This window comes from Pseudomonas sp. P2S-1 (genome assembly GCF_057197725.1).
The window spans coordinates 4,120,446-4,144,802 of the sequence record NZ_CM170068.1; the positions used below are offsets into that span (position 1 = coordinate 4,120,446).

18 protein-coding genes and 1 pseudogene are annotated in these 24,357 nt (G+C 64.4%); 4 read left to right on the forward strand and 15 right to left on the reverse strand.

The window, feature by feature from the left end:
* Positions 1 to 14: 14 nt before the first annotated feature.
* From AC2CQI_RS18420 to AC2CQI_RS18435, 4 genes and pseudogenes are all read right to left on the reverse strand, one after another.
* Positions 15 to 752 (reverse strand): methyl-accepting chemotaxis protein, encoded by a 738-nt coding sequence (locus tag AC2CQI_RS18420; RefSeq protein WP_372239094.1) that lies wholly within the window; start codon positions 750 to 752, stop codon positions 15 to 17.
* Positions 753 to 926: 174 nt separating this feature from the next.
* A pseudogene (locus AC2CQI_RS18425) lies at positions 927 to 1,952 on the reverse strand (PDC sensor domain-containing protein); the annotation flags it as partial.
* Between the two features lie 204 nt (positions 1,953 to 2,156).
* A complete protein-coding gene (locus AC2CQI_RS18430) occupies positions 2,157 to 2,459 on the reverse strand; it encodes a cell division protein ZapA (protein WP_075801688.1) in 303 nt (100 codons plus the stop codon).
* Entirely contained in the window at positions 2,456 to 2,683 is a 228-nt protein-coding gene (locus AC2CQI_RS18435) for an MreC domain-containing protein (RefSeq protein WP_075801689.1), read from the reverse strand. Before AC2CQI_RS18435 ends, AC2CQI_RS18430 begins: the two co-directional genes overlap by 4 nt.
* Positions 2,684 to 2,954: 271 nt before the next feature.
* Here AC2CQI_RS18435 and AC2CQI_RS18440 point away from each other — a divergent pair, with 271 nt between their 5' ends.
* Entirely contained in the window at positions 2,955 to 4,580 is a 1,626-nt protein-coding gene (locus tag AC2CQI_RS18440; protein ID WP_075801690.1) for a methyl-accepting chemotaxis protein, read from the forward strand.
* 331 nt (positions 4,581 to 4,911) lie between these two features.
* Positions 4,912 to 5,748 (forward strand): hypothetical protein, encoded by an 837-nt coding sequence (locus AC2CQI_RS18445; RefSeq protein ID WP_484577511.1) that lies wholly within the window; start codon positions 4,912 to 4,914, stop codon positions 5,746 to 5,748.
* A gap of 3 nt (positions 5,749 to 5,751) precedes the next feature.
* Here AC2CQI_RS18445 and gbcB read toward each other — a convergent pair whose 3' ends face one another.
* Positions 5,752 to 6,855, reverse strand: coding sequence for a glycine-betaine demethylase subunit GbcB (gene gbcB, locus AC2CQI_RS18450; protein WP_484577512.1), 1,104 nt, complete (start codon positions 6,853 to 6,855; stop codon positions 5,752 to 5,754).
* 283 nt (positions 6,856 to 7,138) lie between these two features.
* Between gbcB and gbcA the strand changes: the two genes are divergently transcribed.
* Positions 7,139 to 8,425: a glycine-betaine demethylase subunit GbcA gene (gene gbcA / locus AC2CQI_RS18455; RefSeq protein WP_075801693.1), complete on the forward strand. Its 1,287-nt coding sequence runs from the start codon at positions 7,139 to 7,141 to the stop codon at positions 8,423 to 8,425.
* 215 nt (positions 8,426 to 8,640) lie between these two features.
* Here gbcA and AC2CQI_RS18460 read toward each other — a convergent pair whose 3' ends face one another.
* The 8 genes from AC2CQI_RS18460 to AC2CQI_RS18495 form a co-directional block, all read right to left on the reverse strand.
* On the reverse strand, positions 8,641 to 9,444 hold the full coding sequence (locus tag AC2CQI_RS18460) for an RHS repeat-associated core domain-containing protein (protein ID WP_075801694.1): 804 nt from the start codon (positions 9,442 to 9,444) through the stop codon (positions 8,641 to 8,643).
* On the reverse strand, positions 9,444 to 10,328 hold the full coding sequence (locus AC2CQI_RS18465; RefSeq protein WP_075801695.1) for an RHS repeat-associated core domain-containing protein: 885 nt from the start codon (positions 10,326 to 10,328) through the stop codon (positions 9,444 to 9,446). Before AC2CQI_RS18465 ends, AC2CQI_RS18460 begins: the two co-directional genes overlap by 1 nt.
* Positions 10,329 to 11,026: 698 nt before the next feature.
* Positions 11,027 to 11,797 (reverse strand): electron transfer flavoprotein subunit beta, encoded by a 771-nt coding sequence (gene etfB / locus AC2CQI_RS18470; protein ID WP_484577513.1) that lies wholly within the window; start codon positions 11,795 to 11,797, stop codon positions 11,027 to 11,029.
* A 15-nt stretch (positions 11,798 to 11,812) separates the two neighbouring features.
* Positions 11,813 to 13,036 (reverse strand): electron transfer flavoprotein subunit alpha, encoded by a 1,224-nt coding sequence (etfA, locus tag AC2CQI_RS18475; RefSeq protein WP_484577514.1) that lies wholly within the window; start codon positions 13,034 to 13,036, stop codon positions 11,813 to 11,815.
* Positions 13,036 to 14,982, reverse strand: coding sequence for a dimethylglycine demethylation protein DgcB (dgcB, locus tag AC2CQI_RS18480; RefSeq protein ID WP_484577515.1), 1,947 nt, complete (start codon positions 14,980 to 14,982; stop codon positions 13,036 to 13,038). The genes etfA and dgcB overlap by 1 nt, the downstream gene beginning before the upstream one ends.
* 141 nt (positions 14,983 to 15,123) lie before the next feature.
* Positions 15,124 to 17,184, reverse strand: a complete 2,061-nt coding sequence (gene dgcA, locus AC2CQI_RS18485) for a dimethylglycine demethylation protein DgcA (RefSeq protein ID WP_075802065.1) — start codon at positions 17,182 to 17,184, stop codon at positions 15,124 to 15,126.
* Positions 17,185 to 17,201: 17 nt separating this feature from the next.
* Positions 17,202 to 17,732 carry a 4-vinyl reductase gene (locus tag AC2CQI_RS18490; RefSeq protein ID WP_003177589.1) on the reverse strand — a complete coding sequence of 177 codons (531 nt, stop codon included), beginning with the start codon at positions 17,730 to 17,732 and terminating at the stop codon, positions 17,202 to 17,204.
* A gap of 75 nt (positions 17,733 to 17,807) precedes the next feature.
* Positions 17,808 to 18,785, reverse strand: coding sequence for a dipeptidase (locus AC2CQI_RS18495; protein ID WP_016497618.1), 978 nt, complete (start codon positions 18,783 to 18,785; stop codon positions 17,808 to 17,810).
* A 228-nt stretch (positions 18,786 to 19,013) separates the two neighbouring features.
* Between AC2CQI_RS18495 and AC2CQI_RS18500 the strand changes: the two genes are divergently transcribed.
* Complete coding sequence (locus AC2CQI_RS18500; protein WP_484577516.1) at positions 19,014 to 19,769, forward strand: hypothetical protein; 756 nt, start codon at positions 19,014 to 19,016, stop codon at positions 19,767 to 19,769.
* 108 nt (positions 19,770 to 19,877) lie between these two features.
* Here the strand turns inward: AC2CQI_RS18500 and AC2CQI_RS18505 are convergent, their stop codons facing one another.
* Positions 19,878 to 21,545, reverse strand: coding sequence for an ABC transporter ATP-binding protein/permease (locus AC2CQI_RS18505; RefSeq protein WP_484577517.1), 1,668 nt, complete (start codon positions 21,543 to 21,545; stop codon positions 19,878 to 19,880).
* Complete coding sequence (locus AC2CQI_RS18510; protein WP_484577518.1) at positions 21,542 to 24,346, reverse strand: M16 family metallopeptidase; 2,805 nt, start codon at positions 24,344 to 24,346, stop codon at positions 21,542 to 21,544. Before AC2CQI_RS18510 ends, AC2CQI_RS18505 begins: the two co-directional genes overlap by 4 nt.
* Positions 24,347 to 24,357: the final 11 nt, after the last annotated feature.

Below are 24,357 nucleotides of genomic sequence, written 5' to 3' on the forward strand. Positions count from 1 at the left end.
GGTCCAGCGCAGATCTAGAGCCGGAAACCTCCCATCTGCCTGGCCAGATCATCCGCCAACCGCTGCAACGCCTCGCAATCCTGCCGACACGCCTGCACCTCCGCCGCATTCTGCCGAGCCAGCTCGGAAATCCCCTGCACATTGCGGTTGATCTCCTCGGTCACCGCCGACTGCTCCTCGGTCGCCGTAGCCACCTGCAGGTTCATGTCGCTGATGCGCTCGACCTGCCCGGTAATGGTGGTCAGTGATTCGCCGGTCAACTGACTGGACTCCACCCCCGTCCCCGTCGCCGCCTGTCCGGCATGCATCGAATCCACCGCCGTACCCGTGCCCTGCTTCAGGCGCTGGATCATCTGCTGGATCTCACCGGTGGAAATCTGCGTGCGCTGCGCCAGGGTCCGTACTTCATCCGCGACCACGGCAAAGCCGCGGCCCATCTCCCCGGCCCGCGCCGCTTCGATCGCGGCGTTCAGCGCCAGCAGGTTGGTCTGCTCGGAAATGCTGCGGATCACCGCCAGCACCTTGTCGATCGAGGCCACTTCCTCGGCCAGTTGGCTGACCGCCTCGGCTGCCGTGCCGATCTCGCCGGACATGCCTTCGATATGGGCAATCGAGCGCTGCACCACGTTACGCGCCTGCAAGGCTTCGTTGCGCGCGGTCTGCGAAGCATGCGCGGCTTCGCCCGCATTCTGGGCAATCTCCTGCACGGTCAGCCCCATCTGGTGCACGGCGGTAGCGACCATCTCGGTCATTTCCTGCTGCTGCGATGAGCGATCAGCGGTGCTGACCACCACATGGATGACCTGCCCCACCGCCTTGCGCAGTTGCTCGCTGGTGCGCAGCACTTCGCCGATCAGGTTGCGCTGGCTGTCGAGGAAGCGGTTGAAGCCCCGGGCCAGGTCGCCCAGTTCGTCGCGGCGGCCTTCATCGAGGCGGTGGCTGAGGTCGCCGCCGCCGTCACCGATAGCACTCAAGGCCGCAGTGACCTGGCGCAGCGGACGCACGATGCCCCGCGCCAGCAGCACCACCAGCAGCAACGAGAGCAGGGCCACGGCGGCGCCGGTCAGGCTGGTCAGCCACACGGTTTCCTTCACCTGCGCATAGATCTGCGCTTCCGGCACTTCCGCCACCAGCCGCCAGTTGACGTCGCGCAGCGGCAGGCTCAGGGCCAGCCAGGTTTCGCCATCACGCTCGAAGCGCACATTCTCGAAGCCCTCGTGGTTGAGCAGGATGGTCTGCGCCGCCGCCTCGCCGATCTGCTCGGCCAGTTGCCGCTTGCCGCCGTGTTCAGTCTGCGGATGGACCTGGATCAGCCCATCGTTGCGCACCAGCATCACCCGCCCGCGCTCGCCGAAGCTGAAGTTGTGGATCAGTTCGGACATCTCGGTCATGCGCAGGCCCAGCCCGCCGACACCCACCAGCTTGCCGTCCTTCTCCACCCGGTAGTCGATGAACAGCGCCAGCTCGCCGGTGCTGGTGTCGGTATCGATGTTGAGCATGCGCGGGTCGCCGCTGTCGACGAAGCCGTAGAACCACTTGTCCACAGGATTGCTGCGGCTGAGGGTACGATCCAGACCCTTCTCGTTGTAGTAGTGGTTGCTCAGGGTCGAGGCGTACACCGAGGTGAAGGCCTTGTTGTTCCTGCGCATGGTCTCCAGGTACTCGACCACCGCCGGAGCCTGGGCCGGGTCTTCGCCGGCGGCCAGCCAGTCGCGCAGCATGGGGTTGTAGGCGATATCGGCAGCGGCCACCAGCGGCCGCGTGAGCATGCGGTCGATGTCGTTACGAATCGCCTCAATGCTGGCCGGCAGCGCCGTGTCCACCAGGTAACGCTCGGTCAGGCGATTGACCGCCACGGAATAGACCCCGACCACGATCAGAATGCTCACCAGCAGGGCTGCGCCCATGCTTGCAATCAATTGCCATTGGATACTGCGCCGCCAGAAGTGCATGGGTGTCCCTCGAGGAAATAAAAACCTGTACTGCAAATGACAGGCCAATTGTATACAACATAGGTATACGATATTTCCAGACGGGCACCCCAATATCCCTGACAAAAAGTAGGGTCGGTGAGAAAAAGTCGGGGATCACTCAGAACCTGTGGGAGCTGGCTTGCCAGCGATGAGGCCGGTACAGCCCCCACAAGCAGTGGGAAATCAGGCGTTTTCGATCGCCTGGGAAATTGCTTCGACCGTGGCGCTGACTTGCTCTTGATAACGGTCGAGGGTCTGCTGGTGCGCCTGCTGCAGCGCGATCTGCTGCGAACACAGGTTCAGGGCCGCGAGAACCAGCAATTTGTCGCCGATCAGCGAAGGGTAGCTGCGCTTGGTGTCGGCCAGGGACGCCTTGAGCATCCGCACCGCTTCAGCCAGCACCTTCTCCTGACCCTCCGGGGCCTTGATCGAATAGTCGTTGCCCATGATCGAGACGACATTGATCGACTGCCCGGTCTCGTTCATGCGCTAACGGTACCGCTGGCACGCTCGATCAGGGCCTGGATACGGGCGTTGGTGGCACCGTATTTCTCTTCCTGTTCCATCAGGCTCAGTTGCAGGCTTTCGTTCTCGTCCTTGGCCTGGGCCAGTTCGTTGTCCAGTTGCGCATTGCGCTCGGCCAGTTGCTGATTCTTCTGCAGCAGTTCGCCGACCAGTTGTTCCAGTTGACTCAGGGTGTTGTCCAGCATGGTGACCATCTCCAGGGAGGGGTAAATCGGGGGCGCACACGATAAAGAAAACGTGCCCGACCCGCCAGAAATATCGGGGCCAGAGCCCCGCGCTGGTGCACATTGACCTGACATGGGTCACTCAGTTCCGCCCTTCGGTCGGAGAAAAGTCGATCAACGGCCCAGGATTTTGTCCGACAAACACTCAAGTCCGCCTGCCTATGACCGATAGGCAATGCAGCACTAATAACTTGCGCATGGATCGCGTTCCTTTCTGAGCCGGATACGACCCATGTCCCTACGCAATATGAATATCGCCCCGCGTGCACTGCTGGGGTTCGCCTTGATCGGTGCGCTGATGCTGGCCCTGGGCGTCTTCGCCCTGACCCAGATGAGCAAGATCCGTGATGCCGGCGAGTCCATCGAGCAGGTCACGGTGCCAAGCATCAAGGCCCTCGACCAGATCAACCTGCTGACCCTGCGCCTGCGTACCCTGTCCTACCGCCTGATGATCAATCGCGAGCCGGACGTGGTGCAGAACAGCTACACCCAGTTGAACGAGCGTAACGCGCAGATCGATGTGGCGCGCAAGGTCTACGAACCGCTGATCGCCGCCGATGAAGAACGGGCACTGTACAACCAGTTCGTCCAGGTCCTCGGCCAGTACCGCCAGCAGGAGGCGCGCCTGGTCCAGCTGTCCCAGGCCAATGACCTGCCGGCGATCCGCGAGATGATCAACCGTGACCTGCTGCAGACCATGGACCAGATCACCAGCGCCATGGACAAACTGGTCAAGATCAACACCGAGCAGACCCGCGACATCAACCTGGCCGCCGCCGACCAGTACTCCACCGCCTTTACCCTGGTCATCATCCTGCTGGTGGCGGCCACGGTGCTGACCTTCCTCTGCGCCATCGTCCTGACCCGCAGCATCGTCAAGCCGATGAACGAGGTGCTCGGTGTGGCCGAGCAGATCGCCAGCGGCAACCTGACCCACAGCATCCGCCCGGAAGGCAACGACGAAGCCACCCGCCTGCAACAGGCCATCGCCACCATGCAGGAGCAACTGCGCGACACCCTGCAGCAGATCTCCGGCTCCGCCACCCAGCTGGCTTCGGCTGCCGAGGAACTGAACAGCGTCACTGACGAAAGTGCCCGTGGCCTGCAGCAGCAGAACAACGAAATCCAGCAGGCGGCCACGGCGGTCACCGAGATGACCAGCGCGGTGGAAGAAGTCGCGCGCAACGCGGTCAGCACCTCCGAAGCCTCCGCCGAAGCCACCCGCTCGGCCACTGACGGCCGCGACCTGGTGCTGGAGACCGTCAGCGCCATCGAACGCATGAGCACCGATGTGCAGAGCACGTCCGTGCTGGTCGGCAACCTGGCCGAGCAGTCGCGGGATATCGGCAAGGTGCTGGACGTAATCCGTGGTCTGGCCGACCAGACCAACCTGCTGGCCCTCAACGCGGCGATCGAAGCGGCGCGGGCCGGCGAGGCCGGGCGTGGTTTCGCCGTGGTGGCGGATGAAGTGCGGGCCCTGGCGCACCGCACCCAGCAGTCCACCCAGGAAATCGAGCGCATGGTCAGCAGCATCCAGGGCGGCACGGAACAGGCGGTCAGTTCGATGCGCAATAGCACCGAGCGCGCCGAATCGACCCTGAATATCGCCCGGGGTGCCGGCAGTGCGCTGGATACCATCACCGGGGCGGTGGCGCAGATCAACGAACGCAACCTGGTGATCGCCAGCGCCGCCGAAGAGCAGGCCCAGGTCGCGCGGGAAGTGGACCGCAACCTGGTGAATATCAATGACCTGTCGGTGCAGTCGGCGACCGGTGCTCATCAGACCAGTGCGGCCAGTGCCGAGCTGTCGCGGCTGGCGGTGGACCTGAATAACCTGGTGGGGCGGTTCAGGGTCTGAGACCTGCTTCGTCTGTCAGGGCCCTATCGCTGGCAAGCCAGCTCCCACAGGTCCAGCGGTGCACGCGGTCACTGTGGGAGCTGGCTTGCCAGCGATAGGGCCATAAATATCGACAGTGATATCAGGAATTCACCACACCATCCGGCATCCCTGAAGCCCCACCTACACCCCCACAAAACCAATTCCTACAAATCCTCGGAAAATCCCCAGGAAACCCCTGATTCCCCGGTAATCCCCCGCCTTTTCCCCTGCACGTTTTGAATCATTTCCCTCCGGTAAACCTCCCCGGCTTCCCCTACCCTCGCGCCCTCGAAACTCCCTTGAGGCCGCCATGTCCGCCCCGCCCCGCCAGAGCGCCGCGTTCTGGTTCACCAGCAATTTCCTGCCCGGTCCGCTTGCCATCGGCTTCGTCGGTCCGTTGCAAGGCCTAGGCTTCTGGCTATCACTGCTGGCGATCATCCCCGGCGTCTTGCTCGGCAGCCTGGTCGCCCGGCGCCAGCCCGCGTTCCTCGGCACAGCCCTGTTGCTGCCCCTGGCCCTGATCCTGCACACGCTGCATCTGCAAATCCTCACGCGCATGGCCCTCCACCTGCTGCCCGGGTCGCCCGGTCACTGGCTGGCGCTGGCGTTGCTGCTGAGCGCGGTGCTGGCGCTGCTCGGCCCGCCCTTGCTGCATCGCGCCCAAGTGCTGCTGGCACCACTGCTGGCGCTGGTCCTGGGCCTGCTGGGTTTCGCCGCGCCGCTGTTGCTGGAGGCCGATACCGCGCCGCGTCAGGCGGACTTCTCCTGGTCGGCCTTCGTCGCCCTGGCGCTGCTCGCCGCACTCTGGCAAAGCCTCCTGCCCGCCCTGGTCAGCCAGGGGCCGGCGCACTACCTGGGCCTGAGCCTGCCGGCCCTCGGCCTGATGAGCCTCGGCGCGCTGATGGCTTCGGCCATTCCGGCGGTGGACACCGTGCTCAGCCTGCGCCTGCTGGGCGAGCGCTTCATCCCGGGGCTGGGCAACCTCACCCTGGCATTGCTGGCGCTGGCCATGCTCGGTTCGATGGCGACCCAGGGCCGTGCACTGTTCACCGCCCTCGCCACCCGGCCCAGAAAGACCAAAGCCCGCGTGCTGCTGCTCGCGGGCTTCGTGATGTCGCTGCTGGTGACCTGGGTCCCGATGTACTGATCCTCAGTATTCGATGCGCACATCCCCTTTCGGCACGCTGCAGCAGGACAGGATGTAACCCTCGGCGACATCCTCGTCGGTGATCCCGCCGTTGTGCTCCATCTCCACCTCACCGCCCAGCTTGAGCACCTTGCAGGTGCCGCAGATGCCCATGCCGCAGGCCTTGGGAATCATCAGGCCGACTTTCGCGGCGGCGGCATGAACCGTCTCGCCGGGTGCGATGCGGCTGCTCTTGCCGGTAGCAGTGAATTCCACCAGGTGCATGTCGCCGACGGTGATCTCTTCCGCCGCTTCCGCTGCCTGCTCGGCGTGCTCCACCGCATCGGCCTTGGCCTCTGGCGGGGTCGCGCCGAAGGATTCCTCGTGGTAGCGGCTCATGTCGTAGCCGGCGCCTTCGAGCAGGCGCTTGACCGCGGTCATGTACGGGGTCGGGCCGCAGCAGAAGATCTCGCGCTCCATGAAGTCCGGCGCCATCAGCTCCAGCAGCTTGTGGTTCAGGTAGCCGCGATAGCCGGCCCAGGGCTCGCCGAGGCCATGCTTTTCGCAAATGATGTGCAGGCTGAAATTGGGGATCCGCGAAGCCATGTGCTCCAGCTCGCGGTGGTAGATGATGTCCTTCGGCGAGCGCGCACTGTGCACGAAGACCATGTCGACATTGCCGTTGGTGTCGTAGAACCAGCGGGCCATGGACATCACCGGGGTGATGCCGACGCCGCCGCTCAGGTACAGCGCCTTCGGGCTGGGGAAGTCGATGGCGTTGAACAGCCCCACCGGCCCGTGCACCGCCAGTTCCTGGCCTTCGTGCAGGGTGTCGTGCAGGTAGTTGGAGACCTTGCCGCCCGGCACGCGCTTGATGGTCACGGAGAAGCTGTAGGGCACCGATGGCGAACTGGAGATGGTGTACGAGCGCATCACCGGCTGGCCTTCGATTTCCAGCTCCAGGGTGACGAACTGGCCCGGCTTGAAGAAGAACATGATCGGCTGGTCGGCCATGAAGCAGAAGGTGCGCACGTCCCAGGTTTCCTGGATGACTTTCACGCAGCGCACGACATGGCGACCGTTGGCCCAGGTCTGGGTGGTTACCGGATTCAGAAAGGTATTGGACATTGTTATTCGCTCCACGGCCAACGGCGGCTTGATGGACACGATAATGCTCGGGGAACGACCGCCTCACTTACCCATTCACGACATCGGCGTGCTTATCGCGACCAGCCCCTGACGGCAAGGGCTGGGAGGTCGGAAACGGATTCGATCATGTCGCCCATGGATACGGTTCGTGTCGCCGGCAATCGCACACTCCGTCGCAAATGATCCCTGCACAAATGCCTTGCGACGCATAACAACGATTAGCCACTTTCGCCGGCCCCTTGAGGCCATGAGGACACGCACGATGGACGTCACCACCCTGAGCCTGGACGATCCGCTGGAACCAGCACGCAAGGCCACCGCCGAAATGCTGCAGACCCGCGAGCGCACCTATTCGCTGCCGCAACCCTTCTACACCGACGAGCGTCTGTTCCAGATCGACATGCAGGAGATCTTCCATAAGGAATGGCTGATCGCCGGCATGACCTGCGAGATCCCGGCCAAGGGCAACTTCCTCACCCTGGAAATCGGCAAGAACCCGATCATGGTGGTGCGCGGGGCCGAGGGCCAGGTGCATGCCTTCCACAACGTCTGCCGCCACCGCGGCTCGCGCCTGTGCACCAGCGACAAGGGCAAGGTGGCCAAGCTGGTCTGCCCGTACCACCAGTGGACCTACGAGCTGGACGGTCGCCTGCTGTTCGCCGGCACCGAGATGGGTGCCGACTTCGACATGAAGCAATACGGGCTGAAACCGGTGCACTGCAAGGTCGCCGGCGGCTACATCTTCATCAGCCTGGCGCAGAACCCGCCGGCCATCGACGAGTTCCTCGCCACCCTGGCGCACTACATGGAACCGTACGACATGGAGAACACCAAGGTGGCCGTGCAGACCACCCTGATGGAGAAGGCCAACTGGAAGCTGGTCCTGGAAAACAACCGCGAGTGCTACCACTGCAGCGGTTCGCACCCGGAGCTGCTCAACACCCTGCTGGAGTGGGACGACACCAACGACCCGCGCGCGACCCAGTCGTTCAAGGACCACGTCGCCGCCTCCGCCGCCGCCTGGGAAGCCGAGAAGATCCCGTACCTGCACAAGAGCCACGGCCTGCGTAACCGCATCGTGCGCATGCCACTGCTCAAGGGCACCGTGTCCATGACCATGGACGGCAAGCAGGCCTGCAACAAGCTGATGGGGCGGATCCAGAACCCCGACCTCGGCTCGATGCGCATCCTCCATCTGCCGCACTCGTGGAACCACTGCATGGGCGATCACATGATCGTCTTCACCGTGTGGCCGATCAGTGCCCAGGAAACCAAGGTCACCACCAAATGGCTGGTGCACAAGGATGCCGTCGAAGGCGTGGACTACGACCCGCAGCGCATGCGCGAAGTGTGGGACGCCACCAACGACCAGGACCGTCGCCTGGCCGAGGAAAACCAGCGTGGCATCAACTCCACCGCGTACCAGCCAGGCCCGTACTCGAAAACCTACGAGTTCGGCGTGGTCAACTTCATCGACTGGTACAGCCAGCGCGTGCTGAACAACCTGGGGGCGGAGCCGGCGCCTTATCTGAAGGATGTTTCGGTGTAACCAGGTCGCTCCGCGGCAAGCGCCGGGCCCAAGCGGGCCCGGCTCGGCTACTGCCGAATCGAGGACCGCGACTGCCGTGTCCATGCTCAGCATCCATACCGAGGTGTTGCATTGCTGGATGTCCCTGTAGGTGAATGTGTAGCCACCACGCTAATCCAGTCGTCGGCACAGCGAAACTGACAGAAATGCCAGGTCAGCGGTGCGCTGCATCCAGACTACGCATCAAGCCTCAATCTGCGCCGGCGTGGCAAAGGTTGCCGGGCAATCGCGTCAAAGCGATTATTCCTGTATCGCGCCAGCTGCATATCCCGCGGCGCATCAGGGGCTTGCCGCGGGAATTGCTGCGCGCGGATTTCCCGATCGGTCATCGGCAGCCAGCTCGGCCTGCGCTGTTCGGCCATCTGGATTTTTTTTCGTCCATGGACGAACTGGCCCAGGGTGCGCCAGTGGGGGGAAGTGAAGTTTTTCGATGGCGCGAGGCCCACCATCAGTTTGCCCCCGACCAGCGAAGCGATCGTGGTGTACATGCTGATTTCCGCAAGGTCCTTCACTGCGGATGCCTGCGGGTCGTTGATACTCAGCACGGTGACGGCGCCTCCGATGGCCGTTCCCAGCATTCCGACCACGACGGAAGCGCCATCCAGCCCGCCCAGGGGCCCGCTGAGCGCTGGCGCCATCGACGCCCACCGATCCAGCCGGGAGCCAAGGGGAGCCCGGCGGGCCAACGGAGGAAGGATGAAGGCCAGGAGGCCATAGGCGATGGATAAACCAACGATCGACAGGCTCGCCTTGTGGATAGCCTCTGCTTTTTGCCCAGTCGGATCCAGCTGGTTGACCGGGTCGCCCCGGCAATAGGCGTAGGGGTTCAAGCCTCCCGCGCCGAACGGGCTCAACCGGTCCGGGCAGTGAAAGCGCTTCAGCAACGGGCTATAGACACGGTGGCCATTGCCCAGGTGATACCACCCCTCGGCTTCCAGGTGGTGGCTGTTGAAGCCAGGTCTTGAGAAAGGCCTGTTCATCAATACTCGGTCGCGAAGAAGCGCGAGCTATGCTTGCGCTGCCCACGAATATTGCGGTTGATGTTCGGTAACTCTCCAATTACCGAACCTCGACTGCTGGTCGACGCAACGCTGACTATCGATCCCGAGCGTGGCGGACCCGACACATGCGAAGGAATGCTGGAAATCGGAGAAGCCGACTGCTCACGCAGCGGCGGCGTCGGTGACCGCTGAACCGGGTTGGCGGGAGGCGTGCTCGCGGGCGGCGTGACCGAGCGGAGCGGAACGGGTGTCGGGGGTGGGGAAACCGGCGGCACATACGTGACGTTCGACTCCCTGTACATCTTGTCACGCATCGCCTGAATGCGTTCGTTGAAGCGATCCTGCCGGTCCACCCTCCGCGCGAGCCAGACGCGCGTCGCGGCCGAGATGGTCGACAATGAGGTGCCTAGCCAGTTGAGGTACCTGCCCTCGGGATTGCCCAGCAGTTGCTCGACGGAACCATACATGCCGATCAGGGAACCACTGAAGCTGATATAGGTAGCCGTCAGCGGTGCGCGTTTTTGCATGGCTGGCGCCGTGCTGCGCAGTGCGAAGGCCGCTAGGCTGAACAGCATCATGTTCAGCCCCAGCGACAGCAGGGGAGTGATCTTTTCTTCCCAGCGTCCGGTCGGATCCACGGCGTTCACCGGGTCACCGGAGCAGTAGGCATAGGGATTGAGCCCGCCACGCTCGAAGGGACTCCAGCGGTCCGGGCTGTGGAAACGCAACAGGGCCGGGTTGTAGGCGCGATAACCATTGCCTGGCAGATAGCACCCCCAAGGCTCGAGAGCCTGGCCGTTAAAGGCGACGCGGGTGACACCAGGCGCTGTTCGATCAGTCCGGACGGTGGGCAAAGTCGGCATGCTGAACCTCAAGCAGGTAGTCCCCTCGGGCCAACCTTACGCCTTGATCCGGCACGAGCACTACTGGCAGTTCTATCAGGTAGCCGGGGCGCCCGTTACAGCTGTGCGTTTTTTGAACAAACCCGACGAGCCCCCGCAGTTGCGAAGCAAAACCAGCTTGGCAAACATTTTATCCACAGCTCGACCCACAGCTATTGTGGGCAACCCCTGCAGTAACGCGCCATGGCTGCACGCCGGCTGCACAGAAATAAACTGATCATTTTTTGGTCACTTCGCTATAGGCCTTTGAAAACCTGACCTCCAGCGGTCAGCGAACACCTTATCCACAAATGGGCCAACAGACTTTGTGTGAAACTTTTCAGGTTGCGGCTTGCGCTGTGGATAAGCTCGCAAACCTTCGATTTTTCTGGATTATAGGACAACCGATCGTAGTTTTCGGGTAAATTGGATATTTTTTGATCAGAAAAGATAACTAGTTGATTTTAATGAGTTTATTTTTAAACCAAACAGTTTATCCACAGAGCAGCCAACAAGGATTGTGAGCAACTCCTTTCGCTCAAGCCCGATCTACAGCGCGCACAATCGGAATTGAGCTGTACGATTTATGACCAGAAGCACGAAAGCCTTGCAGAGCAAGGCTTCCAGAGGGTGACCAACATTTTATCCACAGAACCGCCAACAGACTTTGTGCACAACGCTCAGCGCAGCACACCTTCTTCCACCAGCAGTTTGAGAATCGCCTCTGCGCCCGCCTGTGGACTGACATCCTTGAACACCTGGCCACCGCCACCACTGGCCTTGGCCGTAGCCGCCTTCATACGGTCGGCGCCGCTCTTCGCCTTGATCACCTTGAGCCGCTTGGGCCGAGGCTTGGCCGGTAGCAGCTCGGCGCTGTCGAACAGTTCGTCGTCGACGATTTCCACCTCGTGAGGCGCCAGCACACCACGCCGGGCCGGACCGAAAGCGCTCTGGCGAGGCTTCGGCGCGGCGTTATCCACAGAGGCGAGAAACGGCAGGCGCACCTTCAGCCGCCTGCGCTGCCCGCGTGGCAAGGCTTGCAGCACCTGCGCAGTGCCATTGTCGATGGATTCCACCTCGGCCAGCCCTACCACCAACGGCCAGCCCAAGCGTTCGGCCAGCAGGTACGGGAGCATCCCCGAACCTTCACCGGTTTCCGCCTGGCTGCCGGTCAGCACCAGTTGCGCTCCGGCATCGCGCAGATAATCCCCCAGCGGGCCGAGCACATCGGCCCCCGTCGGTTGTTCCAGCACCTCCAGCTTTGCCAGGCCCATGCCCAGGTAGGCGCGCAGGGCTTCTTCGTGAGGGTCGCCGGCGTGCAGCACCTGCAGGCTGTCGCCGGCCAGTTGCAGGCCCAGCTCGACGGCGCGGGCGTCCTGTTCGGCGCGGCGGCTGCGTCCCGAGGTGGGGTGGGCGCCGACCGATACCAGGCTGATGATCTTCGTGTTCATGAGGTTGCCCTGCCCTTATGCCGCGTCGCGCCGGGCGCCGTTGCGGAAGTTGTCCACAGCCTCGATCAAGGCCTGGAGGATCGCCGCGCTGTCGCCGATCACCGAGAGATCGGCACGCTTGATCATGTCGCAGCCCGGATCCATGTTGATCGCCACCACCTTGTCGCAGGCGCCGATGCCTTGCAGGTGCTGGATCGCCCCGGAGATACCCACGGCCACGTAGACCCGTGCGGTAACCCAGGTACCCGTCGCACCGACCTGGCGGTTGCGCGGCATGAAGCCGTCGTCCACAGCCACCCGCGAGGCGCCTTCGGTAGCGCCGAGGGCCACGGTGGCGCGGTGGAACAGCGCCCAGTCCTTGACCCCGTTGCCGCCGGAGACAATGAACTCGGCTTCGGCCATGGCAATGGCCGCCGGGTCCACGGCCACCGGGCCAAGGTCCTCGATGCGCGACAGGCTGCGCGCCACGCCTGTGGACAACTCCACCGGCAAGGCTTCGTGACGGGTTTCGCTGACCGGGTCGGCGCATTCGGCAGCCGCCAGGATCAGCCGTGGCAGATTGCGTACCAGGTCCTGCTGGCCGGCGCCGGCACGGCCGCTGGAGAGCCCGTCCTTGACCTGCCAGACCCGCGTCGCCGGGCGTTCGCCCAGGGCTGCGGCAAAGCGCCGGCCCAGTTCGCCACCACCGGTGCGACTGTCCGGCAGCAACCAATGCCGGGGAGAAAACTGGTTATCCACAGCCCGCAGGCCCTGTACCCGTTGCTCCGGTGCATAACCCTGGAACTGCTCGCCGTCGATGACCAGCAAGCGGTCGACGCCGTTGCCGGTGAAGTTGCTTTCCTTGTGCTCGCCGAACACCACGGCGAGTACCGCACCGTCGCTGCCGGCCAGGCTGTGGGCCAGGCCGAGCAGGTCACGATCGTGGCTGCTCAGGCGGCCGCCGACCATGTCCGGGGCCACCGCGATATAGAACGCCGGCGCCGTGACCTGATGCAGCGGCAGCTGCACCTCGGCCGCCGCGCTGCGCTTGCCGCTGCCGCCGCCCTGCTGGGCGCCGCTGCGGTCGATGCGCTTGACGCCATTGGGGCCGATAAAGCCGACCGCATGGGGATTCTTGCGGATGACGCCATTGGGCCCCATCCAGCTGTCCTGCTTGACCTGCATGGCCGCGTGCAGCGGGTGCAGGCGGTTGCGCGCGATCCATTCGGCACGCGGGTCGCGGCGGATAATTTCGCTCATCAGTGCACCTCCGCAGGTTCACGTTTGCTCACCGCCGGTTTGCTCGGCGCGGCACTTTCCACCAAGGCGTCGGCCACCAGTTCGGCAAGGTCCTTGATCAGCGGACGGGGTTCGACCACGCCTTCGAGCATCGCCGTGCACTGTGGACAACCTACCGCCACCACCTCGGCGCCGGTCTCGCGGATGTCTTCCATGCGCATGTCGGGAATCCGCTGCTTGCCCGGGATGTCGGTGATCGGCGCACCGCCGCCACCACCGCAGCAACGGGAGCGGAAGCCGGAGCGTTCCATCTCCTTGACCTCGATGCCGAGGGCACGCAGCACCTGGCGCGGTGCCTCGTATTCGCCGTTGTAGCGGCCCAGGTAGCAGGGATCGTGATAGGTCACGCTGCCGCCCTTGTGGGCATCGAGGCTCAGCTTGCCGGCGTCCAGCAGTTCGGCGATGTAGGTGCTGTGGTGCTGCACCAGGTACTCGCCGCCGAAGGCGCCGTATTCGTTCTTCAGCACATGGAAGCTGTGCGGGTCGCAGGTGACGATGCGCTGGAAGCGGTACTTCGCGAGGGTCTGGATATTGCGCCTGGCCAGGGTCTGGAAGGTGGCTTCGTCACCCAGGCGCCGGGCCACGTCGCCGCTGTCGCGTTCTTCCAGGCCGAGCACGGCGAAGTCCACGCCCGAGGCCTTCAGCACCTTGACGAAGGCGCGCAGGGTGCGCTGGTTGCGCATGTCGAAGGCACCGTCGCCGACCCAGAACAGCACTTCGGTGGACTTCACCTCCGAGAGCAGGCTGAGGTTCAGGTCTGCCGCCCAGTTCATCCGCCCGCCGGGATTGAAGCCGCCCGGGTTGTCGGTGGCGATCAGGTTGTCCAGGACTTCCGCGCCCTTGTTCGGCGTGGCGCCCTTTTCCAGGGTCAGGTGGCGGCGCATGTCGACGATGGCATCGACGTGCTCGATCATCATCGGGCACTCCTCGACGCAAGCCCGGCAGGTGGTGCAGGACCACAGGGTCTCGGCGTCCACCAGGCCGTTGACGATCGGCTGGTGCGGATGGCCGCCGTGCTCGCCGATCGGCTTCCCCGGGTACGGGCTACCGGCAAACTGCGCGTCGGTGCCACCGGCCAGGCCGATGACCATGTCCTGGATCAGCTTCTTCGGGTTCAGCGGCTGGCCGGCGGCGAAGGCCGGGCACATGGCCTCGCACTTGCCGCACTGCACGCAGGCATCGAAGCCGAGCAACTGGTTCCAGGTGAAATCCTTGGGTTTTTCCACGCCCAGGGGCGCGCTGCGGTCTTCCAGGTCCAGCGGCTTGAGGCCGGTGGAACGGCCGCCGCCGAAGCGTTCGGCGCGGCGGTGCCAGGCCAGGTGCAGGGCACCGGCGAAGGCGTGTTTCATCGGGCCGCCCCAGGTCATGCCGAGGAACAGCTCGGACACGCCCCACAGCACGCCCAACCCCAGCAGGCCGACCAGCAACCAGCCGCCGAAGCCTTCGGGGAGGATGCCGGCCACTGGCAGGGTGGCGATGAAGAACGTGGTGGAGAACACCAGCAGGCTTTTCGGCAGGCGCATCCACGGGCCTTTCGACAGGCGCGACGGCGGGTCGAGGCGGCGCTTGAAGACGAACAGGGCGCCGCAGAACATCAGGACCGTGGCGGCCAGCAGGGCGTAGCCAAGGATCTTGCTGTGCAGCCCGAAGCCGTGGACGACGATGGCCAGGACGGCGGAGAGCACGAAGCCGCCGGCGGTGGCCACGTGGGTTTTCGACATGTACTTGTCGCGTTCCACCACATGGTGGAGATCGACCAGGTAGCGCCGCGGCATGGCCAGCAGGCCGGCCAGCAGGTTGACCGGCGAAGGCCGGCCCTGGCGCCACATCCGCACGCGCCGCACGGCGCCGAGCACGGCCAGGCCGAGGGCAGCGAACAGCAGGACGGGGAGGATAACGTTCAGCATGGGAAGCTCCCACTCGGGTTGGAGTTGGCACGGACCCTGTGGGAGCTGGCTTGCCAGCGATTGCAATGGTGAATTCACTACCGCTATCGCTGGCAAGCCAGCTCCCACAGGGTCCGTGCCGCTCTCTCGATCAAGGTCCGATCAGAAGTCCTTGCACAGGCGCAAGGCGTCGTAGATCGCCGCATGGGTATTGCGCTGCGCCACGCAGTCGCCGATGCGGTACAGCAGGTAACCGTCGCCGGCCTGGCCGAGGATCGGCTGCGGCTGGATGGCGAACAGCGCCTCCACATCGATCTGGCCCTTGTTGCGCGAGCCGTCCTTGAGCGCGTAGTACAGCGCCTCGTCAGGCCGCACGCCGTTCTCGATCACCACCTGGTCGACCACCCGTTCTTCCTTGGCCCCGGTGTATTCGTTCTCCAGCACCGCCACCAGCTTGTCGCCCTCGCGGTAGACCTTTTCCAGCATCAGGTCGCCGGTCATGATCACTTCCTTGGGGTACATGCTGCGGTAGTAGGTGGGGAACGAGGTCCCGCCGATCGCGACGCCCGGCTTGATGTCGTCGGTGACGATCTCCACCTGGCTGCCCTTGTCGGCGATGAAGTCGGCCACCGACATGCCGGTGAATTCGCAGATGGTGTCGTAGACCAGCACGTTCTTGCCCGGCGCAACCTTGCCGTCGAGCACGTCCCAACTGCTGACCACCAGCCCTTCGGCAGCGCCCCAGTGTTCGTTCTGCTCCATGAACGGGTGACCGCCCACCGCCAGCACGACGATGTCCGGACGCAGGTCCATGATGGTGTCGGCATCCGCCGCAGTGCCCAGGCGCAGGTCGACCTTCAGGCGCGCCAGTTCCAGTTGGTACCAGCGGGTGATACCGGCGATCTGGTCGCGTTGCGGGGCCTTGGCGGCGATGGTGATCTGCCCGCCGATCTGCTCCTTCTTCTCGAACAGGGTGACATCGTGACCGCGCTCGGCAGCGACACGTGCCGCTTCCATGCCGGCCGGGCCGGCACCGACGATCACCACCTTGCGTTTCGCCCCGGTGGACTTCTCGATGATGTGCGGCACGCCCATGTATTCACGGGAGGTCGCGGCGTTCTGGATGCACAGCACATCCAGGCCCTGGTACTGGCGGTCGATGCAGTAGTTGGCACCGACGCACTGCTTGATCTGGTCGATCTGGCCCATCTTGATCTTGGCGATCAGGTGCGGGTCGGCGATGTGCGCGCGGGTCATGCCGACCATGTCGACATAGCCGCCTTCGAGGATGCGCGTGGCCTGGTTCGGGTCCTTGATGTTCTGCGCGTGCAGGACCGGGGCCTTGACCACTTCCTTGATGCCCGCCGCCAGGTGCAGGAACGGCTCCGGCGGGTAGCTCATGTTGGGGATCACGTTGGCCAGGGTGTTGTGGGTGTCGCAACCCGAGCCGATCACGCCGAAGAAGTCGACCATGCCGGTGGCATCGTAGTACTTGGCGATTTCCTTCATGTCCTCGTGGCTGAGGCCATCGGGGTGGAATTCGTCACCGCAGATGCGCATGCCGACGCAGAAGTCCGGGCCGACCTCGGCACGCACCGCCTTGAGCACTTCCAGGCCGAACTTCATGCGGCCTTCGAAGCTGCCGCCCCATTCGTCGGTACGCTTGTTGACCCGCGGGCTCCAGAACTGGTCGATCATGTGCTGGTGCACGGCCGACAGTTCGACGCCGTCCAGGCCGCCTTCCTTCGCCCGGCGTGCCGCCTGGGCATAGTTGCCGATCACCCGCCAGATCTCTTCCGGCTCGATGGTCTTGCAGGTAGCGCGGTGCACCGGTTCACGGATGCCGGACGGCGACATCAGGGTCGGCCAGTTGAAGCCGTCCCAGCGCGAACGCCGGCCCATGTGGGTAATCTGGATCATGATCTTGGCGCCGTGCTTGTGCATGGCGTCGGCCAGATTCTGGAAGTGCGGAATGATGCGGTCGGTGGACAGGTTGACCGACGACCACCACTCCTGCGGGCTGTCGATGGCGACCACGGAAGAACCACCGCAGATGGCCAGGCCGATGCCGCCCTTGGCCTTCTCTTCGTAGTACTTCACATAGCGCTCGGTGGTCATGCCGCCGTCGGTGGCATAGACCTCGGCGTGCGCGGTACTCAGCACGCGGTTGCGGATGGTCAGTTTGCCGATCTGGATCGGCTGGAACATAGCTTCGAACGCCATGGCGCGGGCTCCTCGACTTACAGCGGCTTGACGATGAACAGGCCGTCGTCGTGGCCTTCTTCGGAACCGCCGTAGACCTGCTCGGCGACCGTACGGATCTTGCTGCCGCGGGCGGCGAGGATCTGGTCCATGGCCCCGGCGAACCAGCCGGTGAACATGTAGTCGACCTTGCGCCCGACCTTGCCGTAGACGTAGACGAACGCGGAATGCTCGAGCTTGACGCTGGCGGTGCCTTTATCCAGGTCGATGTCCTGGATCTTGAACAGGCCCCAGCCGCGCTGGGACAGACGCTTCATGTAGTGCTCGAACACCGCCACGCCTTCCAGGCCGTGGCATTCGGCTTCCTTCTCGCACCAGTGCCAGGCGGACTTGTAGCCGGCCTTGTAGAGGATCTCGGCATAGGCGTCGGCGCCCAGCACTTCCTCGATGCCCATGTGGTTGTTGACGAAGAAATGCCGCGGTACGTACAGCATCGGCAGGGCGTCGCTGGTCCAGACACCGGTCTCGCTGTCGACTTCGATTGGCAATTGCGGGGCGATCTTGGCCATGGAAACTCAACTCCAGAAATTTTTGTTTGGCTGCCCCCGCCTGATGCGGGGGTTGGATAGAGAGGCTTCGGAGGCTTATTCGCCCCAGACATCCTTGAGAACGTTGACCCAGTTCTCACCCATGATCTTCCTGACCACGCGCTCGGAATGGCCGCGCTTGAGCAGGGTTTCGGTGAGGTTGGGGAACTCGCCCACGGTGCGGATGCCCAGCGGGTTGATGATCTTGCCGAAGTTGGTCAGGCGACGGGCGTAACCCTTGTCGTGGGTCAGGTACTCGAAGAAGTCCTGGCCGTGGCCTTGGGTGAAGTCGGTGCCGATGCCGATGGCGTCTTCACCGACGATGTTCATGGTGTACTCGATGGCCTCGGCGTAGTCGTCGATGGTCGAGTCGATGCCCTTGGCCAGGAACGGCGCGAACATGGTCACGCCGACGAAACCGCCGTGGTCGGCGATGAACTTCAGTTCCTCGTCGGACTTGTTGCGCGGGTGTTCCTTGAGGCCGGACGGCAGGCAGTGGGAGTAGCAGACCGGCTTCTTCGATTCGAGGATGACTTCCTCGCTGGTCTTGGAGCCGACGTGGGACAGGTCGCACATGATGCCGACGCGGTTCATCTCGGCGACGATCTCGCGACCGAAGCCCGACAGCCCGCCATCACGCTCGTAGCAGCCGGTACCCACCAGGTTCTGGGTGTTGTAGCACATCTGCACGATGCCCACGCCGAGCTGCTTGAACACGTCGACATAGGCGATCTGGTCTTCGAAGGCATGGGCGTTCTGGAAGCCGAAGAGGATGCCGGTCTTGCCCAGTTCCTTGGCCTTGCGGATATCGGCGGTGGTGCGTACCGGCATGACCAGGTCGCTGTTGTCGCGGATCAGCTTCTGGCTGGCGGCGATCTGGTCCACCGTGGCCTTGAAGCCCTCCCAGACCGACACCGTGCAGTTGGCCGCGGTCAGGCCGCCCTTGCGCATGTCCTCGAACAGTTCGCGGTTCCACTTGGCGATGATCAGACCGTCGATAACGATGCTGTCGGCGTGAAGTTCGGCTGGGCTCATCAGGCTGTCCCCTTTATTGGCAATCCCGCGCCGAATCGTCTGCCGGCGCTATTGGGGGTCAGCATATGCCTCGGGTGATTGTCGTCCCGATGCAAAAACGACAGGGGAATTGCCGAAAGCGTCAAAGGGCGACAAAGGGTGACGGGAACCGTCGGGGAAGGCCCTCCGCCTGCCATGGATCGGGCATTTCGCTAGCTTCGGCGGTTCCTCAACGAAAGGAGTCACCCGATGAACAACCTGACCGATCGGCTGGAATTCATTGCCGCCCTGGAAATCCCCGACACTGCGCCCCGCCTGCTGCGGCAAAACCCGCCCGACCAGCCTGATAATCCCGGCCCGTCGGCCGACAGCGCGGTGGTCGCCGGCGACAGCCTGCTGTCCTTCGTCGCCGGCCTGAGCCGCCAGGCCCGTGAGGATGTGCTCAACAGCACGCTGCTGATGCAACTGGCGGCGAACAAGCGCTTCGACAAGGCGATCCAGCGCGAGGAGTGGTTCAACTTCTACGGAGACGGCCTGGGCAAGCTGGGCTGGACCCTGTCGCATAACGAACTGCTGCGTTTTCACCCCAGCCAGCAGTCCTTCAGCATGAACGACGTGATCATCGACATCATCGAAGGGGTGGCCGGTGGCAGCACGTTCAGCCCGATCGCCCGGCGCACCCTGGAATCGCTGCGCAAGCAGCCGCATGCCCTGGAGCTGTTCATGAACCACAGCAACAGCGGGAATGTAGGCACGTTCCAGATCCTGCCCTGCTCGCAGAATGGCGCGGGTGACGTGACCATGCTGATGAATTGCGTGCAACTGATCCGCAATGTCAGCAGCAACAGCTTCCTGTTCATCAACTTCCAGAACAACGATGTGCGCATCTTCCGCTCATCGCAGACGGCAGTGCTGAATGTGCAGGCGTATGGGCAGGTGAGGAATGCGGTGATCGAGAAGCTGGGGAGGAATGCCAGCCAGTTCGTGGCCAACCTGAATCTCTGACTGTCCTCCAGGGCCCTATCGCTGGCAAGCCAGCTCCCACAGGTTCTGCGGTGCACGCGGTCCCTGTGGGAGCTGGCTTGCCAGCGATGAGGCCATGAGCAGCAACCACTATGCGGGTACTGCCTCCCCTTCCAGCATCACCGTCCGCTCGAACAACCCCGCCAACACCCCCTGGTGCGTCACCGCCACCACCGTGCACCCCGGCAACTCCCGCTTGAGCATCTTCAACAAACCCCGCGCACTCTCGTCATCCAGCTGATTGGTCGCCTCGTCCAGGTACAGCGTCTGCGGCCGGTACAACAAGGCCCGGGCCAGGCTGATGCGCTGCTGTTCACCGCCACTCAGGGCCCGCTGCCATTCGCAGCTTTCGTCCAGCCGCCCGGCCAGCGCGGCCAGCCCGACCTTGTCCAGCGCGCCTACCAGCCGCGCATCGTTCGGCAGCCCGGTGTCCGGATACGCCAGCAATTCCCGCAACGACATCCGCGCCAGGTACGGCTGCTGCGGCAACAACAGGCTGCGCCCCGGCGGCAACTGCCACTGCCCGCTGCAGTATGGCCACAAGCCCTGCAAGGTCCGCAGCAAGGTCGACTTGCCCAGCCCGCTGCGCCCGTCGAGGCGCACCCACTGCCCCGGCAACACCCGCACATCCAGCCCGTCCAGCAGCACGCTGCCATCCGGCCGGCACACCGCCAGACCCTCGGTGCACAGGCACGGCCCCGCCGGCGCCTCGCGGACCTGCTGGCGACTGGCGGCAATCGCCCGCTCGAACTGCTCCAGGCGCTGCAACGCCGCGCTCCAGCGCACCAGCTTGGGATACAGCTTGATAAACCAGCTCAACGAGCCCTGTACCGCCGTGAACGCACTGCGGATCTGCATCAGCCCACCGAGGGTGATGGTCTTCGCCAGGAACAGCGGCAAGGCGGCGAACACCGGGATGATCAGGCTGACCCGCTCGAAGGCCACGGTAAACAGGCTCAGGTTGCGCTCGCGGCCCATCAGTTGCCGCCAGTTGTCGGCAATCGCCTGGAAACGCTCGGACAACTGCCGCCGCTCCACCGCCTCGCCGCGGTACAGGGCGATCTGCTCGGCATGGTCGCGCTTGCGCAGCAGGCTGGCGCGGAAGTCCGCCTCGCGGTGCTCGCGCTCGTAGTTGAGGTCGTGCAGCGGCTTGCCGACCCAGTGGGTAATCAGGCTACCCAGCAAGGTGTAGACCAGCACCAGCCAGACCAGGTAACCGTCGATGCTGAACGTCGTGCCGAACACAGTGAAGGTCTGGGTCCCGGACAGCTCCCAGAGGATCACCACGAAGGCGCCGACCTGGGCCAGGTTGATCACGAACGACGCCACCAGTTCGATGCTCAGGTCGACCATCATGTCCACGTCCTGGGCGATGCGCTGGTCCGGGTTGTCCGGCTCGTCGCCCAGGCCCAGGCGATAGAAGGCCTGGTCGCCGAGCCAGTCGGCAGTCAGGCGCTCGGTCATCGACTGGCGCCAGCGCATCACCAGGCCCTTGCGCAGCCAGTCGAGGTAGACGTAGATCAGCACGTAGGCGCCGATATACAGCGAGTACTGGCCCATCAGCGCATACAGCGCATCGGTGTCGAAGGCGCCGAGGGTGTCGTAGAAGGTCTTGCTCCAGGCGTTGATCCACACGTTGATCTGCACCACCAGCAAGCCCATGCCGATCACCCCGCCGAGCATGACCCAGGCCAGCCACTGCCGGCGGCTGGCCCAGAACGGCCGGGACAGGCGCCAGAAGGCACGCAGGGCGTTCACAGGGCCTGGTCCCGGGCGGCCGGGGTCGGCAGCAGGCGCAGCTGGACCTGGTTGGCGCGGGGGAACAATTGCCCGGCCATGGCTTTCAATGCACCGGCATTCAGGCCTTCAGGCAGTTGCGCCTGGCTGCTCAGGTAGCGCGGGTCGCCCCAGTGCCGCTCGCTCAGAACCAGGCGGCGCTGCTGGGTCGCCGGATCTTCCCGGCGTTTGCTTTCCTGGCGCGCCAGCTCCGCCCGCTCGCCCTTGACCCACTCGGCACTGACCGCACCCGGCAACTGGCTCAAGGTGTCCTGGGCCAGCGCCCAGAGTTCATCGACCCGGGCCGGGTCGCAGGTGAAGCTCAGGCGGCTTTCGATACGGCCGGTGTCGGGGTTCAGTTCGCTGTCGAACTTCAGTCGATAGACACCCGCCGCTTCGCCACGCAGGCGCTGCTTGAGCTGCAGGCTGGCGAGGTCACGCAAGGCCGCGACCCGCGCTGCCGCCTGCGGGCTCCAGGGTTGTTCGCTGAAACTGGTGGCCTGGAACACCGCGCGGGGCTCCAGGGCGATGGCCAGGGATTCGCTGCGTTGACCCGGTTGCTGCAAAGCAGCGTTGTTCTTCAGGGCCTCGCCCCGAGGGATGTTCGCCAGCCGGGCGAGCACCGCTTCCTCAAGGACCTTCGGCTCGATGTCGGCCATCAGGTAATAGGTCACGGGCGCAGCAGACAAACGCTGCCAGTCGGCATCCAGCGCCGTCGCATCGAGCGCCTGCAAGGCCTTGGCATCCGGCGTCTGCCAACTGTCGCTGCCGTACATCAGCCGGCGCATCGTCGAGGTTTCCCGCTCGCGTACATCATCCGGACGGCTTTGCAGGCGCTTGAGCAGGTCGTCCTGCGTTTCGCTGAAGGCGGCCGGGTCGATACGGGTATCGGTCTGGCTCAGGCGGTAGCTTTGCAGCAGGTCGGCGAGGGCGCCCTCCCCCGGCGTGACGCTCAGGTTCAGTTGCAGACGCTGGGGTTTCTGGTCGACGCCCAACGTGACTTTCTGCGCCTTGCGCCAGGCTTCGAGCGCCTCGGCGGAAACACCCACCGGCGGACTCTGGGTGGCCAGTTGCGTCGCCATCTGGGTTCGCCACAGCGGACGATCGGCCAGGTTATAGCCGGCCGTCGAATCGGCCTGCAGCGACCAGCGCCCGCCCTCGGCATTGGCGCGCAGCCAGACCAGACGGTCGCCATTGCCCAGCATCCAGTGCTCGACCTTTTCCTTGGCGAAGGTCTGGCGCCTGACGATGCTGCCCGGAGCAGGCAGTGCCGGCATGACCAGCTCGGCCACCGGCTTGCTCGTGGTTGCCTCGGCTTTCTGCTTCGGTGCAGCCAGCGACGAATGGGCGATGGAGCCCTGCAACTGCTCCACCTCGGCCACCGTCGGCAGCTCCAGCGGCGTCACACCCGGTGCGCTGACCTGCAACACCCGGTCGCCGCTGCCCAGCCAGCGCCACAGCCGCTGGTTCAGGTCATCCCGCCCGATACTGCCGAGCACTTCCAGATAGCGCTGCGCCGCCGCATGCCTGGCCACCACCGGCTTGTCCTGCACGGCGGCGTTGTTCAGTTGCTCGACCCATTGCTGGAAGTCCCGCGAACCGTCCTTGGCCAGGGTCTTCTCGCCCAGGTCCTGGATCACTCCGCGCTCGTGCAGCAGTTCGGCCTCGGTGAAGCCGTGCTGGCGCAGACGCTCGATCTCGCTGAGCAACTGCTGCAGCGCCTTGCGATGTTGCTGCCCCTCGACCCCGGCGGCGATGCCAAGCACCGTGGAATGCTCGCCGATCAGGGTTTTCTGCGCGGTCAGGCTGCGTACGCCCTCCACCGGCAGTTGCCGACGCAGGCTGCTGGTCAGGGCGGACAGGGCCATGCGGTCGATCAGCCGCTCGCGCATGGCGGCGCGGGTGGTGCCGCGGCTGTCCGGCTCGTGCAGGCGGAACAGCAGCGCCACCTGGTTGCTGCCGGACTGGGCGTCCTGCAGGCGGAAGACTTTCAGCCTGTCATCCAGCGGCAGCTCGCGCTGTTCACGGCTCGGCACGGTGGCTGCCGGCACTTTCGAGAATGCCTGGTCGATCTGCTTCGCCAGGGCGGCCGGTTCGAAATCGCCCACCACCGACAGGACCATGTTGTTCGGCACATACCAGCGCTGCTGGTAGCGCTTGAGTGCCTCGACACTGGCCTTGCGGATCGCGCCTTCGTTGCCGATGGTGCGGTGCGCCGGGTAGTTCGAACCAGCACGCTGGGAGGCGATGCGCTGCTCGTTCATGCGCTGGGCCACGCCGAGGCCGCCGCGCCACTCCTCGATCACCACCGGGCGCTCGCGCTCCAGGTCGGCAGCGTCGTAGTCCATGGCGAACACCAGGTCAGACAAGGCCTCCAGCGCTTGCGGCGCCTGCTTCACCCCGGACGGCGGGCTGAGCAGGTACTGGGTGCGGTCGTAGCTGGTCACCGCGTTGAAATGCCGGCCCTGGACCCAGCCCAGCCCGGTCATGCGCTGGCGCAGGTCGGCGCTATCGCCGCCGTGGCTGTAGAAGGTCAGGTGCTCCACCAGGTGGGCGACGCCGACCTGATCGGCCTCCTCGTCCACCGACCCGGCCTGCACCGTCAGGCGCAGGTCGAGGCGGTTGGCCTGGCTGGCGTCGCGCACCAGGCGGTATTCCAGGCCGTTGGGCAAGGTGCCACGCACCACAGCGGCATCCCAGGGCAGCGCCGTGTCGGGCGCCTGGGTCGTGGCGCAGGCGCCGAGCAGCAACGGACCGAGCAGGCCCGCAAGGATCTTGTTCATCAGGTTCATTC